This window comes from Anthropogastromicrobium aceti (assembly GCF_020687335.1).
GTDB classification, from domain to species: Bacteria; Bacillota; Clostridia; order Lachnospirales; family Lachnospiraceae; genus Anthropogastromicrobium; species Anthropogastromicrobium aceti.
In genome coordinates this window covers 1-2,590 of record NZ_JAJEQN010000087.1, presented here as the reverse complement: position 1 = coordinate 2,590, position 2,590 = coordinate 1, and the positions used below count along the sequence as shown (strand labels likewise).

2 protein-coding genes are annotated in these 2,590 nt (G+C 46.8%); both read left to right on the top strand.

Annotated features, from left to right (window positions below):
- Positions 1-206, top strand: a 206-nt coding sequence (locus LKD48_RS16295) for a hypothetical protein (RefSeq protein WP_207647608.1), incomplete at its 5' end; no start/stop codon positions are given.
- Positions 207-653: 447 nt separating this feature from the next.
- A complete protein-coding gene (locus LKD48_RS16290) occupies positions 654-2,486 on the top strand; it encodes a reverse transcriptase/maturase family protein (protein ID WP_042958109.1) in 1,833 nt (610 codons plus the stop codon).
- The last annotated feature ends 104 nt before the right edge of the window (positions 2,487-2,590 follow it).

Here is a 2,590-nt window from a genome sequence, read left to right as displayed (position 1 = left end):
CGCGCGTCCAGAAGCGCCGCTTTTCATCCAAAGGCGGTGTGCGGGCATTTTGGGAACCCGGCTTTAGCAAGCCGGTAAAGAAAAGTATCAAAGACGTGAAAAGCGTCACTTTAGCGTCATCCGATTTACCTCGGAGGGAAACCACAAGGGGGACAATAGCGTATCGGAAAAATCGCAAGTTGGGAAAACCATCTACCCACGACTGAGCGGCAAGACGCAACATTGTGAATGAGGAGCAAGGCTAAACTGCTTTAAGGGCAGTCCGAGGCGGGATACTCGACCCGACGGCGCAGGATGGTTGTATTCGCCGTATGTCATAGCGGAATGTGACAGGTAAACACAGACCGCACGATACTTATGACAGCCAGCCGCAGTAAGCGGAAAAGGACGAAAACCCACTACCGACATCACAATACGCTTTTCCCAAAGTGTCTAACTGGAGATTGCCTAAACCGGAACGCCGGAACTATCCGGCTATGCGTAATGCCGCAAGGCGATAAATTTCAAGGGGTAAAAACCCAAGAAAGATGACGCTGAATATCCGGCATGGCAACGGAGCCTCCGTAGTAGTCCGAGGGCGGGAAAGCCGTCTACATGGCGAAGAGAGGCAGGATGTCAACCAATTCATAAAAAGGAAAGGTGCGTGAGGCATTATGAGAAGTCCTGAAAATGTGTTGGAAAGCCTAAAATCCAAGGCGTGTAACAAGAGTTACAAGTACGAGCGGTTATACCGCAACCTGTACAATCCACAATTCTATCTGCTGGCATATCAGCGGATACAGGCGAAACCAGGCAACATGACAGCCGGAACAGACGGCAAAACCATTGACGGAATGGGAATGGCAAGGATAAACGCCCTCATTGAAAAGATGCGGGATTTTAGTTATCAGCCTAACCCGGCAAGGAGAACGTATATCCCGAAATCCAATGGGAAAATGCGTCCTCTGGGGATACCGTCATTCGACGATAAACTGATACAGGAGGTGGTGCGGCTCATCTTAGAGAGTATTTATGAGCCAACCTTTAGCGACTATTCCCACGGTTTCCGTATAAACAGAAGCTGTCATACGGCACTCAAATATGTGCAGAAATATTTTACGGGGACAAAGTGGTTCGTTGAGGGAGATATAAAGGGCTGTTTTGACAACGTAGACCATCATGTGTTGATTGCTATTTTGCGAAAGCGGATTGCAGATGAACATTTCATCGGTCTGCTCTGGAAGTTCTTGAAAGCTGGATATATGGAGGATTGGAATTATCACAATACTTATTCCGGCACTCCGCAAGGCTCCATCATCAGCCCTATCCTTGCAAACATCTACATGAACGAACTGGATAGCTATATGGCAGAGTATGCAGAGAAATTCAACTGCGGAAACCGCCGTAAAATCAATCCTGCGTTCAAGAAGAAGCTGGATGTCTGCCGGGGGAAAGAACAAAGGCTTAAAAGAAATCTCTCTAAAATGAGCGAGGAAGAAAAAGAGGGCTTAATTGCAGAAATCCGGGAACTGCGGCGTAGTCTGAAATCTATGCCGTATAGCGACCAGATGGACGATAGCTATAAACGGATTTGCTATATCCGATATGCCGATGATTTCTTAATTGGAGTTATCGGCAGCAAAGAGGACGCAGAACAGATTAAACAAGATGTAGGCTGCTTTATCCGGGACAAACTCCATCTGGAAATGTCCGAGGAAAAGACATTGATTACTCATGGACACGACGCTGCGAAGTTCTTGGGATATGAGGTCACAATCGCCAAAGGCGAACACAACAAAAAGACCAAAACCGGGGCTACCAGACGGGTAAACAATGGAAAAGTCTTACTTTATGTTCCCCATGATAAGTGGGTAAAACGACTGTTCTCCTACAATGCCCTCAAGATTAAATACGACAAACAAAATGGAAACAAAGAGGTTTGGGAACCTGTCCGGCGCACTCGCCTGTTGCACTTGGACGATTTGGAAATCCTAAACCAATACAACGCAGAAATCCGTGGATTGTATAACTACTACCGACTTGCAAACAACGTGTCTGTACTCAATAACTTCTACTATGTAATGAGATACAGTATGCTCAAAACCTTTGCTGGAAAATATCGGACACGAATCAGCAGAATTATCCGCAAGTACCGTCAAGGGAAAGATTTTGTTGTGGAGTATCCGAAGAAAAACGGCAAGGTGGGAAAAGTGCTGTTCTACAATGACGGTTTCCGCCGGAATACCAAAGTAGAAAGCGGAAATCCCGATATAGTAGCACGAGCCGTTGAGAATTATGGACGCAACAGCCTGATTAAAAGACTGCAAGCGAACCAATGCGAGTGGTGCGGCGCAGAAAATGTGCCGCTTGAAATACACCATGTACGAAAACTCAAAGATTTAAGTGGCAGAAAACAATGGGAAATCGCCATGATTGGGCGTAAGCGCAAGACAATGGCACTCTGCGTCTACTGTCACGATAAGTTACACGCTGGGAAATTAGACTGACATCTGGAGAGCCGGATACGCTGAGAGGTGTAAGTCCGGTTCGGAGGGGAGTTCTCGGAAACCTACCATAGCAATATGGCAAGGCGCCGGGTTCTTACCCTACT